The organism is Ensifer sp. R-19 (assembly GCF_049905105.1).
In the GTDB taxonomy this organism is placed as follows: Bacteria; Pseudomonadota; Alphaproteobacteria; order Rhizobiales; family Rhizobiaceae; genus Ensifer.
Map to the genome: position 1 here is coordinate 578,188 of NZ_CP184570.1, position 15,604 is coordinate 593,791.

Below are 15,604 nucleotides of genomic sequence, written 5' to 3' on the forward strand. Positions count from 1 at the left end.
AGAACGATTTTACAGATAGATGTTTCCGCCCCATTGTCGTTCTCGAACACGCCAACCGCGAGGACGGACAATGCCAAACACAGCTTCTGACAGAACCATCGCGCCCCTGGAAACGCCGAGGCTCGGCGAGCCCTATCTGCTCACGCCCGGCCCACTGACGACGGCCTACGAGGTCAAGGAAGCCATGCTGAGGGACTGGGGCTCCTGGGATGGCGACTTCCGGGCAATGACCGCCAGGCTGCGCCGCGAACTGCTCGACATTGCCGGTGATAACAAGGGCGAGTTCGATTGCGTGCCGATGCAGGGCAGCGGCTCGTTTTCGGTGGAGGCGATGCTTGGCAGCTTCGTTCCGAAGGACGGCAAGGTGCTGGTGCTGATGAACGGCGCCTATGGCAAGCGCATCGCCCAGACGCTCTCCTATCTCGGTCGCGACCATGTGACGATCGACAAGGGCGATTACATGCCGCCGCGCGGTCCGGAAGTCGCAGCCGTTCTCGATGCCGACCCTGCCATCACCCATGTCGTCGTCGTCCATAGCGAGACCAGCTCCGGCATCCTGAACCCACTGAAGGAGATCTCCGACACCGTCTATTCCCGCGGCCGCAAGCTGCTGGTCGATTCCATGAGCGCCTTCGGCGCCGTGCCGGCCGGCGTCAACGACTTCCGCTACGAGGCGATCGTCTCGTCCGCCAACAAGTGCATCGAGGGCGTGCCCGGCTTCGGCTTCGTCATTGCCCGCAAGAGCGAGCTGGAGGCTGCCAAGGGTCGCAGCCATTCGCTGAGCCTCGATGTGCATGCCCAGTGGGACTACATGAACAAGACGGGCCAGTGGCGCTTCACGCCGCCGACCCATGTGGTCGCGGCCTTCCTCGAAGCACTGCGGCTGCACCGCGAGGAGGGAGGCGTCGCCGGTCGCGGCGCGCGCTACGCCCGCAACCGTGATGTCATGGTCGCCGGCATGCGGGAGGCAGGCTTCGAGACGCTGCTTGCCGACCAGTGGCTGTCGCCGATCATCGTCACCTTCTTCAGCCCGGCCCATCCCGCCTTCGCCTTCGATCGTTTCTACGACCTGATGAAGGACACGGGCTTCATCATCTATCCGGGCAAGCTGACCGTGGTCGACAGTTTCCGCGTCGGCTGCATCGGCCGCATGGACGAGCATGTCATGCGCCGCGTGGTCGCAGCCGCTCGTGAATCCCTCAATGAAATGGGCGTCGATAGCGCCGCCCCGCCGGCCGTCGCCCTTGAGGAACGCCGCCGTCTCGCTGCCTGAACGAAGGAAATTCCAATGAACCAGATGTCCAAGATTACCGTCACCGCCAACCGCCGCACCTATCCCTGGCCGAAGGTTCCGGCCATCGCCATCTGCCTTGACGGCTGCGAGCCGGCCTATCTCGACGAGGCCATCAAGGCCGGGCTTATGCCGACGCTCGAGCGCATCCGCAAGACAGGAACGGAGCGCACGGCGCTCAGCGTCATCCCGAGCTTCACCAACCCGAACAACCTCTCCATCGCCACCGGCCGCCCGCCGGCGATCCACGGCATCTGCGGCAACTATCTCTATGAACCGCAGACCGGCAACGAAGTGATGATGAACGACCCGCGCTTCCTGCGCGCGCCGACCATCTTTAGGGCATTCTACGATGCCGGCGCGAAGGTGGCGGTGGTAACGGCGAAGGACAAGCTGCGGGCACTTCTCGGCCACGGCCTCAAGTTCGACGAGGGCAGGGCGATCTGCTTCTCCTCGGAAAAGTCCGACAAGACGAGCAAGGCGGAAAACGGCCTCGACAATGCCTCGGCCTGGCTCGGCCGCCCTGTGCCGGAAGTCTATTCGGCTGACCTTTCCGAGTTCGTCTTTGCCGCCGGCGTCAAGCTGCTCAAGGAGTTCCGGCCCGACGTCATGTATCTGACGACGACCGACTACGTGCAGCACAAGTATGCGCCCGGCGTGCCGCAGGCGAATTCCTTCTATGAGATGTTCGACAAATACCTGACCGAACTCGATGCGCTTGGCGCCGCGATTATCGTCACCGCCGACCACGGCATGAAGCCGAAGCACAAGAACGATGGGTCGCCGGATGTCGTCTACGTCCAGGACCTGCTCGACGAGTGGCTCGGCAAGGACGCCGCCCGCGTCATCCTGCCGATCACCGACCCCTATGTCGTGCACCACGGCGCGCTCGGCTCCTTTGCCACGGCCTATCTGCCGGAAGGCGCCGACAAGGAGGAGATCATCGAGCGCCTGAAGGTGATCGAGGGTATCGATGTCGTCCTTACACGCCCGGAAGCCTGCGTGCGTTTCGAACTGCCCGATGACCGCATCGGCGATCTCGTGCTGATCTCAACCGAAAACAAGACGCTCGGCACCAGCGAGCACCGGCACGATCTCGCAGCACTCAACGAGCCGCTGCGTTCGCATGGCGGGCTCACCGAACAGGAGGTGCCCTTCATCGCCAACCGCAAGCTTCCGGAACTTCTGACGGCCGGCACGCTACGCAATTTCGACGCGTTCTTCTACGCGCTCGTCGCAGCGGCACAAACGGCGCACTAGGGAGGGCTCGATGACCAAGGTGGAAACGACGTTCGCCATTCGCCACGAGCCGATGCGGATCGCCGGCAAGGCGGTCGATACCGAAGGGCGCATCGAGGTGCGCTATCCCTTCAACGATGCCGTCATCGGCACCGTGCCGGCGGGTAACGCCGAGCACGCCCGCAAGGCCTTCGAGATCGCGGGGGCATACCAGCCGAAGCTGACACGCTATGAGCGTCAGCGCATCCTGCTCAAGGCCGCCGACCTACTCGTCGCCCGCAAGGAGGAGATTTCCGACCTGATCACGCTGGAGCTCGGCATCTCCAAGCAGGATTCGCTCTATGAAGTCGGCCGCGCCTTCGACGTGCTGACGCTGTCGGGGCAGATGTGCATCCATGACGATGGCGAGATCTTCTCCTGCGACCTTACCCCGCACGGCAAGGCGCGCAAGATCTTCACCACCCGCGAACCGCTCAACGCCATTTCGGCGATCACGCCCTTCAACCATCCTCTCAACATGGTGGCGCATAAGGTGGCGCCGGCGGTCGCGACCAACAATTGCGTGGTGCTGAAGCCGACCGAACTGACGCCGATGACGGCGCTGGTCTTCGCCGACATCCTCTATGAGGCCGGCCTGCCGCCGGAGATGCTCTCGGTCGTGACCGGCTGGCCCGCCGATATCGGCATGGAGATGATCACCAATCCGAACTTCGACCTCATCACCTTTACCGGCAGCGTTCCGGTCGGCAAGCTGATCGCAGCACACGCCCATTACAAGCGTCAGGTGCTGGAGCTCGGCGGCAATGATCCGCTGATCATCCTCAACGATCTGTCGGACGACGATCTCGCAAGAGCGGCGGATCTTGCCGTTGCCGGCGCCACCAAGAACTCCGGCCAACGCTGCACTGCGGTCAAACGCATCCTCTGCCAGGAGAGCGTTGCCGACCGCTTCGTGCCGCTGGTGCTGGAGCGAGCGAAAAAGCTGAGGTTCGGCGATCCGATGGACCGGGCGACCGAGCTCGGCACGGTCGTGCATGCTCGCGCGGCGGAAGTCTTCGAACAGCGTGTGTTGAAGGCTGCGGAAGAGGGAGCGGAGATCCTCTATCACCCCGGTCGAAAGGGTGCCTTGTTGCCACCGATTGTGGTCGACCGGGTAGCGCATTCCAGCGAGCTGGTGATGGAGGAAACCTTCGCGCCGATCATCCCGATCGTGCGCGCCCCCGACAACGACGACGCGCTGATCGCGCTCTCGAACTCGACGGCCTTCGGCCTTTCTTCCGGCGTCTGCACCAATGAGTTCCGGCGAATGCAGAAATACATCGCCGGGCTGAAGGTCGGCACGGTCAACATCTGGGAAGTGCCGGGTTACCGGATCGAGATGAGCCCCTTCGGCGGCATTAAGGATTCCGGCAACGGCTACAAGGAAGGCGTCATCGAGGCGATGAAGAGCTTTACCAACGTCAAGACATTCTCCTTGCCATGGTGATCTCAAGCGTTTCCCCCCGCTGACTCACCCCTCTGGGAGCCGCCTTGGCGGCTCCCTTTTTATGGTTCGGAGCGTCTCACTGCATCGTCTTCGGTGCACAATCGTAGATCTGCCCCTTCTTTCGGCAGGTCGTGCGAAGTTGTATCGAAACTTGCCGCCGCCTTGATCAATCGTGGCTTGTCATGCCCAGTTCTGCGGCGGATCATCCATAGTTTTAATCTTCTGAACGATAAGAATAATAAATTTTACTTACAGGAAACCGCTGCGCAGAATGTTTCCCGAAGCCGATCACAAGAGGGCAACGACAAGATTGCCCGCCGCGCTTCCCCGGTTTTACCAGGACCTCAGAGGAGAACTTCAATCATGAACAGACGCATGCTCTTCGTGCTTGCCGGCGCCGCTTCCGCTGTGCTTCCTGCCATCGCTGCCGCTGAAACCCAGCTCACCGTCTACACCGCCGTCGAAGCCGTAGACCTCGACCGCTACAAGGCGACCTTCGAGAAGGCCCACCCGGACATCAAAATCAACTGGGTGCGCGATTCCACCGGCGTCATGACCGCCAAGCTGCTCGCCGAGAAGGACAATCCGCAGGCCGACGTCGTCTGGGGGCTCGCTGCAACCTCGCTGCTGCTCCTGAAGACCGAAGGCATGCTGGAGCCTTACCAGCCGAAGGGTGTCGAGGCGCTCGATCCGAAGTTCGTCGACAAGGACACGCCGCCGAGCTGGGTCGGCATGGACGCCTATGTCGCAGCCCTTTGCTACAACACGGTCGAGGGTGAAAAGCTCGGTCTCACACCGCCGGCGAGCTGGAAAGACCTGACGAAGCCCGAATACAAGGGCCACGTGGTGATGCCGAACCCGGCATCCTCGGGCACCGGTTTCCTCGACGTCTCGGGCTGGATGCAGATGTGGGGTGAGGAGAAGGCCTGGGACTTCATGGACAAGCTCCACCAGAACATCTCCGCCTACACCCATTCCGGCTCCAAGCCGTGCAAGATGGCGGGTGCCGGTGAAGCCGTCATCGGCGTGTCCTTCGAGTTTCCGGGTGCCAAGGCCAAGAGTGCCGGCGCACCGATCGACATCATCTTCCCCGCGGAGGGTTCAGGCTGGGAGGCGGAGGCAACCGCGATCATCGCCGGCACGGCAAATCTCGAAGCCGCAAAGACGCTGGTCGACTGGTCGGTCACCAAGGAAGCCAACGAGATGTACAATTCCGGCTATGCCGTCGTTGCCTATCCGGGTGTCGCCAAGCAGGTCGAGCACCTGCCCGACGACATCGCTTCCCGGATGATCGTCAACGACTTCGAATGGGCCGCCAACAACCGCGCGGAAATCCTCAAGGAATGGCAGAAGCGCTACGACGCCAAGTCTGAGCCGAAGAGCTGAGCCTGATGGCCGGGCGTAGCACTACCGCGCTGCGCCCGTTCGCATTTCTCTTGGAAATCCCTCAAGCCAGCGGAGCTTGCAGATGAGGCATGCCCTGTCGATCGAACCGACGCCCACCAGCCGTCAGCACTTCGCCGATGACGCGGCCGCGGAGCCGGCTCCCTATTTGCAGATCTCGGATCTCTGGAAGACCTATGGCGATTTCGTTGCGCTGCGCGACATTTCGCTGAGCATTGCCAGAGGCGAGTTCGTCTGTTTCCTCGGTCCCTCCGGCTGCGGCAAGACAACATTGCTGAGAGCCATCGCCGGTCTCGATCTGCAGACGCAGGGCACCATCCTGCAGGATGGCCGCAACATCTCGACGCTGCCGGCCTCCAGGCGCGACTATGGCATCGTCTTCCAGTCCTACGCGCTCTTTCCCAACCTGACGATCGAGCAGAACATCGCCTTCGGCCTGGAAAACACCGGCCGATCGAAGGCGGGGGTCGCCTCCCGCGTCGCCGAATTGCTGGAAACAGTCGGCCTGTCGGCTCACGGCAAGAAGTATCCGGCTCAGCTTTCCGGTGGCCAGCAGCAGCGCATTGCGCTTGCCCGCGCCATCGCAATCTCCCCGGGGCTGTTGTTGCTTGACGAGCCGCTTTCGGCACTCGATGCCAAGGTCCGCGTGCATCTTCGCCATGAGATAAAGGCACTGCAGCGCAAACTCGGCGTCACCACCATCATGGTCACGCACGACCAGGAGGAGGCGCTTGCCATGGCCGACCGGATCGTCGTCATGAACCACGGCGTCATCGAGCAAGTCGGCTCGCCCACCGAGATCTACCGTCACCCCGAAACGCTGTTCGTCGCCGATTTCATCGGTGAGACCAACCAATTCCCAGCGCGTGTCACCGGGGACGGCGAGGTCGAGATCGGCCACTCGGCTTTCTGTTGCTCGACCCTGGATTTTTCGGCGGGCCATGCGGCAACGGCCGTCGTCCGCCCGGTTGATATCATCCCGCACGGTGCCGATGCCCATGCCGCCAACGCCATCGACCGGCCGGCGACGCCGCAGAACCTGATCGATGCCGAAGTGCAGGAGATGGAGTTCCTCGGCATGTTCTGGCGCACGCGCTTGACGGCACCGCGCCTTGGCGAACGCACGCTTGTCGCCGACTTCTCCGTCAATGCCGTCAGGCGCCTCAGGATCGAGACGGGCGGCGCCATCCAGGTGGAAATCCCGCGGGAACGTCTTCTGCTCTATCCAAGGGGTGCCTAACGATGAACATGGTCCTCGAAGCGCCTCACCTCCCCATGATCGGCAAACGGCTCCGGCAGGACGCCTCCCGCGACGATCGCATCAAGCTCGGCTTCATGGCGGTCATCGGGCTTTACCTGATCGTGGCGCTCGGCGCGCCGCTCTTTGTCATGCTGTCGAAGTCGCTTTCGACTTATCGGTTCGACCTTGCAGCTTTCGAATTCAAGATGAGCGATGAGACCGGCGCGAACTGGGGGCCGATCGTCAGTGCCGCAGACCTGAACCGGGAACTCGGAGCGGTGACGGAGGGCGAGCTTTCCAGCAGTTCAGACGGACGGCTGGCGGCCACAAAATTCTTTCCGGAATTCAAGTTCCGCAGCCCGGTCCATTACCGCATTCGCGGCACCACGGATGATGCGGCCTTCCTTGTCGGCTCCACCCTGGAAAAGGGGACGGAGTGGCGCGAATACGATTCCGGTACCTTCCGGCGCGTGGTGCTGCGGCCCGCACGTGCCTTGGGTTTTACGAACTTCACGGCCTATTTCTCGACGCCCGCGTTGGCGCAGTCGATCTACAATTCCGTGCTGATGGCGGTAATCAGCACGGTGTTCACGATCTCGATCGCCTTTGCGCTTGCCTACGGTCTGACGCGAAGCTGCATGCCGCTCAAGGGTCTGTTCCGCGGCATCCTGACGATACCGATCCTGGTGCCGTCGCTGCTGCCGGGCATCGCACTCGTCTACCTCTTCGGCAACCAGGGCATCTTAAGGGATTGGCTTCTCGGCTATTCGATCTACGGGCCGATCGGCATCGTCATCGGCTCGATCTTCTTCACCCTGCCACATGCCTTTCTGATCATCCTGACGGCGCTCTCCATTGCCGATGCCCGGCACTATGAGGCTGCCGCGTCGCTCAAAGCCAGCAAGTGGCGCACCTTCACGACCGTTACGGTCCCCGGTGCGCGCTTTGGCATTGTCTCGGCCGCCTTCGTCGTCTTCACGCTGGTCATCACCGACTTCGGCTTGCCCAAGGTGATCGGCGGGCAATACGGCATGCTGGCCGTCGACATCTACAAGCAGGTGATCGGCCAGCAGAACTTCGAGATGGGCGCGGTCGTCTCCGTCATCCTGCTTGTCCCAGCCGTGCTTGCCTTTGCCGTCGACCGGCACATGCAGAAGCGACAGGTAGCACTGCTGTCGGCGCGCGCCGTGCCCTACGCGCCGAAGCCCAACGCGCGTTTGGACGGGCTGTGCTTCGCCTTCGCCTGCCTCGTCAGCCTCTTCATCCTCGGCATGATCGCCATGTGCCAGATCGCAGCGGTGGTGAAGTTCTGGCCCTATGACCTGACGCTCACGAGCAAGAACTTCGCCTTCGACCTGATGGACGGCGGCGGCTGGGCGGCCTATGGAAACTCGATCCGGCTTGCGCTTTTGACAGCTCTCTTCGGTTCGCTCGTCGTCTTTGCCGGCGCCTACATGGTCGAGAAGGCCGACGGTTTCCGCTTCGGCCGCGGTGTCTTCCATTTCCTGGCGATGATGCCGATGGCCGTGCCCGGCATGGTGCTCGGCCTCGCCTACATCTTCTTCTTCAACAATCCGACCAATCCGCTGCACCCAATCTATGGCACGATGACGATCCTCGTCGTCTCGACGGTGACGCACTTCTACACGGTCGCGCATCTGACGGCGCTGACGGCGCTGAAGCAGATGGATCCGGAGTTCGAATCCGTCGCCGCCTCGCTGAAGCAGCCCTTCCACCGGCTGTTCTTCCGGGTCACGGTGCCCGTCTGCCTCCCGGCGATCCTCAACATCGCGATCTATCTCTTCGTCAACGCGATGACGACGGTCTCAGCGGTGGTGTTCCTCTATTCGACGGACACCAAGCTTGCGTCGGTCGCGGTGCTCAACATGGACGATGCGGGTGACATTGCGCCGGCTGCGGCCATGGGCATGATGATCTTCTACACCAATGTCGCGGCCAAGCTCGTCCATGCGCTGATCGCGCGCGGCCTGCTCGCCCGTACTCAGGCGTGGCGCTAGCCCGCTTCCGCCCCGCAATTCGTCTCGCCTTCCTTCGTCGCCGAAGGGGGGCGACGCCTTTGCCGCGTCAACCTAAGCCACCCGAATCTCTGCCATCACCGCTCTACGGTCGTTTCCCGCGCGCAGGCGTTCCATTTCGGCGAGACGCGTGCGCTGTGGCGTAAGTCCATAGCGCTCGCGGTAGGTGCGGGAAAAGTGCGAGGCGGTGGTAAAGCCGCAGGCGACCGCGATCTCGATGACCTGGAGAGATGAGGTGAGCAGCAGAAGATGGGCGCGCTCCAGCCGTAGGTCGAGATAATAACGCGCCGGCGTGCGGCCCATTTCCTTTCGAAACAGCCGCTCCGTCTGCCGCCGCGAAAGGCCGGTCGCCGGCGACATGTTGGCAAGCTTCAGCGGCTCAGCAAGATTGGCCTCCATCTGCTCGATGATCCGGATCAGAAATGGGTTGTCGATGCCAAGGCGTGCCTGCAGCGGAAGGCGCTGGCGCTCGCCTGTCTCGCGAAGACGTTCGCAGAGCGCCGCCTCGCAGATGCGGTTGACCACGTCCGGGCCGAGGTCTGCTTTGATGATACGCAGGAACATGTCGAAGGGCGCATTGCCGCCGGCGCAGGTGTAAAGGCTGCCGTCGATCTCGAAGGCGGTCTGGCGCGCACCGGCAATGAAGAACCGTTCTGAGAAATCCGGAAAATGCTCCCAGTGCACCGCGCATCGACGCTCGTCGAGCAGGCCCGCGCGGGCCAGACAGTAGACGCCGCCGGCAAGTCCGGCGAGGCGCACCTGACTGCGAGCGCAGTGCCGAAGCCAGGCCTCCAGAGCCGGGTCGGCGGGCGGCTTCGTGCGGCTGCCGCAGATGACGACGAACCCCGGCTGTTCGCCCCGGTGGAACCGGCCGCGCTCATCCGCGAGCGGTCCGGCCGCAGCAAGGCGTGTGCCGCAGGAAGAGACGGCGGATGAGCCATCTGCCGTTACAATGTGCCAGTGGTAAACGGCGCGCTCGGCCACGTCATTGGCAAGGCGCAGCGCTTCGATCGCTGCGGAAAAGCCATGCAGGGCAAAGCCATCGAGCAGATAGAAGGTGAAGTGGCGGACCAGCGCGCGTGCCTGCTGCATTGTCTCTTCCTGATAATGAAAGGTCGCGACGTGTTGCGAGTTGGATAGAATAGTTACATTATGCAACATAATTAACCGTTGCCAAGCCGGTTTCGACGGCTGCGGAGGAAAATTCTCCGCGATCTCGCGTGAAATGCCGGTACTTTCCAGCTAGGCGAGCCGCGAGGCTGTGGCGCGACTTGTCAAATGGACAAAAATGAACACAGTTGGTTCCATGTCTGACTCTCAAAGCGCCCGCGCTCTTGCCCCACGCCGCCATGGCGAAATCCTTAGACGTCTTGCTGCCAACGGTACCGTGGGTATCACCGAACTGGCGGACTTTTTCGACGTGTCGCGCCAGACGATAAGGCGCGACCTGAAGCTGCTTGCCGATCGCGGCCAGCTTGATCTTGTGCATGGCGGCGCCACCCTGTTCGAACCCACTGAGGCAGCTTTTACCGAGCGACGGGAGGAAAATGCCGGGGCGAAGGCGGCGATCGGCCGTGCTGCGGCGGGTCTGGTGCGCGACGGCATGGTGATCTTCCTGGATTCCGGCACCACGACGCTGGCCGTGGCCCACGCGTTATCCGGGCGAAAAAACCTAACGATTTGCACGACTTCACTGTCGATCGCGCTTTTGATGTGCCGGCAACCACTCGTGCGGGTTCATATGCTCGGCGGAGAGATCGATCCGGACGAGGAAGCGGCCGTCGGCATCGATGCGCTCGAGGCCATCAACCATTTCCGTGTCGATGTCGCCTTTCTCGGCGGCGGCGGGCTCTCGCCGGATGGCGAGGTGACCGACTTTACCCGCAGCGGCGCCGAGCAACGATCCCGCATGGTGACGACTGCGGCCAGAGCCTATTTCGTGCTCGACAGCTCCAAGTTCGGACGGCTGACGCCGCTGCGTATTCCGCGCTTCGAAGTCGCCGCCGGGGTGATCGTCGATCGGCGCCCGCCGGAGGCGATCCGCGAGGCGCTGGCGCGTAAAGGTCCCACTCTAATCGTCGCCGAACAATGAAATGTAATATTTTGTAACTTTTTGTCTTGTTCTTTGTCAGCGTTTTGTTACCGTGTGGCCTTCCATGGTTTCGGGAGGTCGTTTCATGGCGCAGGAATTTCCAACGCAGGCCCAGGTCGTCATCGTCGGTGGCGGTATCATCGGTTGTTCGGTCGCCTATCATTTGACCAAGCTCGGCTGGAACGATGTCGTTCTTCTGGAGCAGGGGCAGCTGAGCGGTGGCACCACATGGCACGCGGCCGGTCTCGTCGGCCAGTTGCGCAGCCACGCCAACATGACGAGCCTCATCAAATACTCGACCAAGCTCTATAGCGAGCTGGAATCGGAGACCGGTCTTGCCACGGGCTGGAAGAATTGCGGTTCCCTTTCCGTCGCCCGAACAGAGGACCGCATGACCGTGCTGAAGCGCACGGCAGCCTCCGCCCGTGCGCAGGGGGTCGAGATCGAGGTGATCTCGCCGAAGGAGGCACAGGACCTCTGGCCGGTGATGGCCATCGACGATCTCGTCGGCGCCGTCTGGCTGCCTGGCGATGGCAAGGCCAATCCGACCGACCTCACGCAATCGCTCGCGAAAGGCGCGCGCAATCGCGGTGCGCGTGTCATCGAGCGCGTCCGGGTCACCGGTATTTCGACGAAGAACGGCGTCGGGACCGGGGTGGAAACCGATCGCGGGGCCATTGCCGCCGAGATCGTCGTCAACTGCGCCGGGCAATGGGCGCGCAAGGTCGGCCAGATGTGCGGCGTCACGGTGCCGCTGCACTCGGCTGAACACATGTATATCGTCACCGGCCGGATCGAGGGCGTGCATCCCGATCTGCCGGTCATGCGCGATCCAGACGGCTACATCTATTTCAAGGAGGAAGTCGGTGGTCTCGTCATGGGCGGCTTCGAGCCGGAGGCGAAGCCCTGGGGCATGGCCGGCATTCCTGATGATTTCGAGTTTGCTCTTTTGCCTGATGACTGGGACCAGTTCGAGATCCTGATGCACAACGCCCTGCAGCGGGTGCCACAGCTTGCGACCTCAGAGGTGAAGAAATTCTACAACGGGCCGGAGAGTTTTACCGCAGACAACAATTTCATTCTCGGCGAGGCGCCGGAGCTGAAGAACTTCTTTGTCGGCGCGGGCTTCAATTCCATGGGGATCGCCAGTGCCGGCGGAGCAGGGCGGGCACTTGCCGAATGGATCGTCAACCGCGCGCCGACCATGGATCTGTGGCCGGTTGATATCCGCCGCTTCGCCGGCTTCAACAACAATCCTCGCTGGCTGCACGACCGTGTCAAGGAGACACTGGGCCTCCACTACGCGATGCCCTGGCCGAACCGGGAACTGGACACGGCCCGTCCCTTCCGCCGCTCGCCGCTCTACGATCGCCTCGCCGCCAAGGGGGCGTGCTTCGGTTCGAAGATGGGATGGGAACGCGCCAACTGGTTTGCCGCAGAAGGCGAGAGTCCCGTGACGGAATACGCCTTCGGCCGGCAGAATTGGCACGACGCGGTCAAGCGCGAGATGCAGGCGACGCGCGAGGCTGCCGGTATCTTCGACCAGACCTCGTTTGCCAAGCTGCTCGTCCAGGGTCGGGATGCCGCAGCAGAGCTCAATCGCATCTGCGCTGCGGAGATCGACGTCGAGATCGGCCGTTCCGTTTATACGGGCATCTTGAACAAACGTGGCGGCTACGAAAGCGATCTGACGGTGATGCGCCTTGCCTCCGACCGCTTCCTGCTGATTACCGGATCGGCGCAAGCCGTGCACGACGCGGACTGGATCCGCAAGAACGTACCCGCGGACGCCCATTTGACGCTGACCGACGTTACCTCCGCCTATGCGATCCTGGCGCTGATGGGGCCGAAGTCGCGCGACATCCTCTCTCGGGTCACCTCTGCGGATCTCTCGAATGAGGGCTTTCCCTTCGCAACGATCCGGGAGATCGATGTCGGTTACGCCACGGCCTATGCAAACCGCATGACCTATGTCGGCGAACTCGGCTGGGAACTGATCGTGCCGACGGAATTCGGCGTCGGGGTCTACGAAGCGCTGCACGAGGTCGGCCGCGATTTCGGACTGACGGATTGCGGCTACTATGCGCTTGAGGCCCTCAGGCTCGAAAAGGGCTATCGCGCCTGGAGCCGCGAGCTGACGCCGGACGTCAATCCTTGCGAAGCGGGTCTCTCCTTTGCAGTCGCCGCCGACAAGACGGGCGGCTTCATCGGCCGGCAGGCCTATCTTGCCGCAAAGGCGAAGGGCGCTCCTTCTCGCCGTATTGTGCAGTTTACTGTGAACGATCCGTGGCCAATGCTCTGGGGCGGCGAGTTGATCCTTCGCGATGGGAACCCCGTTGGCGAGGTGCGCTCGGCCGCCTACGGACATACCCTTGGACGTTCGGTCGCGCTGGCACTGATCGAACATGCAACCGGCGTGGATACCGACTTCGTGAAGTCCGGCAACTTCGAGGTCGAACTCGCCGGCGTTCGTTTCGCTGTCACCCCTCACGTTACGGCCGCCTATGACCCGAAAGCCATCCGCATCAAGGCCTAGTCGCTGCAAGCACTTGGCGCGCCAGGCCGATCGCGCGCGCCAACCGATATTACCGCAAGGCGATATCTGCCGAGGGAATATGGCCGGTGTCCTCAGTGGCCGACCATCTTGAGCGCCGCTTCGGGAAGACGCTCGCCCTGAACCTCGATTTTGGAGAGGCCTGCGGCGATCTCGGAGCGGTCTTCGGCGGTCAGTTCGAGGTCAACCGCGCCGAGATTTTCCTCGAGCCGGTGCGACTTCGTGGTGCCCGGGATCGGCACGATCCAAGGCCTTTGGGCAAGAAGCCGAGCCAAGGCGACCTGCGCGAGCGTGGCTCCCTTGTGATCCGCTACCGCTTTCACGATATCGACCAGCGCCATGTTGGCTTTGCGGGCGTCGGGGGAGAAGCGCGGCACCATGTTCCGGAAATCCGTCGGATCGAACGTGGTGTTCTCATCGATCTTGCCCGTCAGGAACCCGGCTCCGAGCGGGCTGAAGGGGACGAAGCCGACGTTCAGTTCCTCGAGTACCGGAAGCAGTTCGGCTTCAGGCCCACGCCAGAACAGCGAGTATTCACTCTGCACGGCGGCAAGCGGATGGACCGCATGGGCGCGACGGACTGTACCGACACCTGCTTCCGAAAGTCCGTAATGTCTCACCTTCCCTGCCGCGACGAGGTCCTTGATGGCTCCGGCAACGTCCTCGATCGGCACGTCCGGATCGACGCGGTGTTGATAGAAGATGTCGATACGATCGGTCTTGAGCCGCTTGAGGCTGGCGTCGGCGACCGCCTTGATGTGCGCGGGGCGGCTGTTCGTTCCCCCGCCACGCTTGCCTGTCTTGAGATCAATGTCGAAGCCGAACTTCGTCCCGATCACGACCTGGTCCCGGATTGGTGCGAGCGCTTCTCCGACGAGCCCCTCGTTCACGAAGGGCCCATAAGCTTCGGCAGTGTCGAAAAACGTGACCCCACGTTCATAGGCACCGCGGATAAGCTTTATCATCTCCGCTTTGTCGGCCGGAGGACCGTAGGCCGCGCTCATACCCATGCATCCGAGCCCGATGGCAGAGACTTCGAGTGCTCCTAGTTTGCGCGTTTCCATTTCTCTTTTTCCTTGTGTTTGTGGCGACGACACATCGGTGACAAACGTTGTGGGGCGCCGGGCAGTTCATGCCTCATGATGGCGGCGCCCGACCGCGCTGTACTTGTCCGGAATCTAGCGATTGAGACTGTTTTCGATTAGTCGCTATAATCGGCATGAACCTATTAGCTGGACTACTGAATGCCCCAGGAAAATTACAACGACCTCGTCGCGTTCCTGACCGTCGCGAGAGAACGGAGCTTCACCAAGGCGGCAGCAAAACTCGGCGTCTCGCAGTCTGCGCTCAGCCAGACCGTGCGGGGACTGGAGGCCCGCCTCGGCATCCGGCTGCTCACGCGCACGACGCGGAGCGTCGCGCCGACAGAAGCGGGAGAGCGCCTGCTCAAGACGGTCGGCCCGCGCTTCGAAGAGATCGAGGCGGAACTCGGCGCGCTCAGCGAACTCAAGGACAAGCCCTCGGGCACGATCCGGATAACGGCCGGCGAGCACCCGGCGATTTCCGTTCTCGCGCCCGCGATCCGGAAACTTGCCATCGAGTATCCCGACATCAACGTCGAGGTGACCGTCGATTACAGTCTGACGGACATCGTCGCGGAGCGCTACGACGCGGGCATCCGGCTTGGCGAGCAGGTCGCCAAGGACATGATTGCGGTTAAGGTGAGCGGCGACATGCGCATGGCGGTCGTCGGGTCCCCGGCATACTTCGGGCGCCATGGGCGGCCGGAGACGCCCCAGGACCTGACCGGTCACAACTGCATCAACATGCGGCTGCCGACCCGCGGTGGCATCTATCCTTGGGAGTTCGAACGCGACGGTCGTGAAATCCGGGTCAGGGTCGATGGCCAACTTGTCTTCAACAATCTCGCAATGCGGATCGACGCAGCACTTTCCGGCCTGGGCCTTGCCTACCTACCCGAAGACCAGGCGACCGAGCACCTTGCAACTGGTCGCCTTGAGCGCGTCCTCGAGGACTGGTGCGAACCGTTCCCCGGCTATCATCTCTATTATCCGAACCGAAGACATGCTTCGCCTGCCTTTGCCGTCTTTGTAGACGCCCTTCGGTTTCGGGGCTGAAGACTGTTTTTTCAATCACGGCTTATCAACTGACCGTGATTAAGAAGCAGGCCTAATAAGCTCATCCCGGTTTCGGCGTCTAATGCCGCGGCCCGCTCTCACGTACCGTTCGCTTGTCCAATTC

11 protein-coding genes are annotated in these 15,604 nt (G+C 62.3%); 9 read left to right on the top strand and 2 right to left on the bottom strand.

Features of this window, described 5'->3' with window-relative positions:
• Window positions 1–70 precede the first annotated feature (70 nt).
• The 6 genes from ACN9MO_RS21925 (at window position 71) to ACN9MO_RS21950 (ending at window position 8,678) form a co-directional block, all read left to right on the top strand.
• Window positions 71–1,273: a 2-aminoethylphosphonate--pyruvate transaminase gene (locus ACN9MO_RS21925; RefSeq protein ID WP_113131869.1), complete on the top strand. Its 1,203-nt coding sequence runs from the start codon at window positions 71–73 to the stop codon at window positions 1,271–1,273.
• Window positions 1,274–1,288: 15 nt separating this feature from the next.
• A complete protein-coding gene (gene phnA, locus ACN9MO_RS21930) occupies window positions 1,289–2,551 on the top strand; it encodes a phosphonoacetate hydrolase (RefSeq protein ID WP_113131868.1) in 1,263 nt (420 codons plus the stop codon).
• Window positions 2,552–2,561: 10 nt separating this feature from the next.
• The gene (gene phnY / locus ACN9MO_RS21935; protein ID WP_113131867.1) at window positions 2,562–4,016 is read left to right on the top strand and encodes a phosphonoacetaldehyde dehydrogenase; all 1,455 of its coding nucleotides are present in this window, start codon (window positions 2,562–2,564) and stop codon (window positions 4,014–4,016) included.
• A 363-nt stretch (window positions 4,017–4,379) separates the two neighbouring features.
• On the top strand, window positions 4,380–5,402 hold the full coding sequence (locus tag ACN9MO_RS21940; protein ID WP_162733543.1) for a putative 2-aminoethylphosphonate ABC transporter substrate-binding protein: 1,023 nt from the start codon (window positions 4,380–4,382) through the stop codon (window positions 5,400–5,402).
• A gap of 82 nt (window positions 5,403–5,484) precedes the next feature.
• Window positions 5,485–6,660, top strand: coding sequence for a putative 2-aminoethylphosphonate ABC transporter ATP-binding protein (locus ACN9MO_RS21945; protein WP_113131866.1), 1,176 nt, complete (start codon window positions 5,485–5,487; stop codon window positions 6,658–6,660).
• Between the two features lie 8 nt (window positions 6,661–6,668).
• Entirely contained in the window at window positions 6,669–8,678 is a 2,010-nt protein-coding gene (locus ACN9MO_RS21950) for a putative 2-aminoethylphosphonate ABC transporter permease subunit (protein WP_113131884.1), read from the top strand.
• Between the two features lie 72 nt (window positions 8,679–8,750).
• Here ACN9MO_RS21950 and ACN9MO_RS21955 read toward each other — a convergent pair whose 3' ends face one another.
• Entirely contained in the window at window positions 8,751–9,788 is a 1,038-nt protein-coding gene (locus ACN9MO_RS21955) for a GlxA family transcriptional regulator (protein ID WP_113131865.1), read from the bottom strand.
• Between the two features lie 214 nt (window positions 9,789–10,002).
• Here ACN9MO_RS21955 and ACN9MO_RS21960 point away from each other — a divergent pair, with 214 nt between their 5' ends.
• Together ACN9MO_RS21960 and ACN9MO_RS21965 are read left to right on the top strand one after the other, a co-directional pair.
• Window positions 10,003–10,788, top strand: a complete 786-nt coding sequence (locus ACN9MO_RS21960; protein WP_113131864.1) for a DeoR/GlpR family DNA-binding transcription regulator — start codon at window positions 10,003–10,005, stop codon at window positions 10,786–10,788.
• Window positions 10,789–10,873: 85 nt separating this feature from the next.
• A complete protein-coding gene (locus ACN9MO_RS21965) occupies window positions 10,874–13,324 on the top strand; it encodes a GcvT family protein (RefSeq protein WP_425987761.1) in 2,451 nt (816 codons plus the stop codon).
• 92 nt (window positions 13,325–13,416) lie between these two features.
• On the opposite strand, the gene ACN9MO_RS21970 is transcribed toward ACN9MO_RS21965, so the two are convergent.
• Window positions 13,417–14,406 (bottom strand): aldo/keto reductase, encoded by a 990-nt coding sequence (locus ACN9MO_RS21970; protein WP_113131862.1) that lies wholly within the window; start codon window positions 14,404–14,406, stop codon window positions 13,417–13,419.
• 180 nt (window positions 14,407–14,586) lie between these two features.
• On the opposite strand from ACN9MO_RS21970, the gene ACN9MO_RS21975 reads away from it, so the two are divergent.
• A complete protein-coding gene (locus ACN9MO_RS21975; RefSeq protein ID WP_113131861.1) occupies window positions 14,587–15,480 on the top strand; it encodes a LysR family transcriptional regulator in 894 nt (297 codons plus the stop codon).
• Window positions 15,481–15,604 lie beyond the last annotated feature (124 nt).